This window comes from Sporosarcina sp. USHLN248 (assembly GCF_037144575.1).
Taxonomy (GTDB): domain Bacteria; phylum Bacillota; class Bacilli; order Bacillales_A; family Planococcaceae; genus Sporosarcina; species Sporosarcina contaminans.
In genome coordinates this window covers 1-388 of sequence record NZ_JBBCZC010000116.1, presented here as the reverse complement: position 1 = coordinate 388, position 388 = coordinate 1, and the positions used below count along the sequence as shown (strand labels likewise).

Sequence of the window (388 nt, the reverse complement as noted above, 5' to 3'; positions counted from 1 at the left end):
CCAGTCGAACCAGTCACAATAGGCCTCTTTCAGTTCATATGCCTTCTTCAATTCATCAGACATGCCTAGATAGCGATCTACATACCAACGGTTTTTCTCCGTTAATTTCTCACTGCGCTTATATAAAACATGGCGCATCCTTTTACATTTCTTGCGGTCATATGCATGCCATTCCTTCTGCACTTTTCTTCGGACTTCATCCAGCGCCCAGTAGATATAGCGACAGAAGTGAAAACGGTCTGCGACAATGACAGGGCGTCCCAATGCCTTTTTCACGGCTGCCTTAAAGCTTGGATTCATATCCATGACCACCAACTCAACGTCTGCCCCGTATTTGTGGAGATAATCCTTAATCGTTTCTTTCCTTCGATTCGGTAAGATGTCCAGC

General features: G+C 45.1%; 1 protein-coding gene. It reads right to left on the bottom strand.

Annotation, left to right across the window (positions count from 1 at the left end; all coding sequences use genetic code 11):
- Positions 1 to 388, bottom strand: a 388-nt coding sequence (locus WFH04_RS18190; protein WP_336825733.1) for a transposase, incomplete at both ends; no start/stop codon positions are given.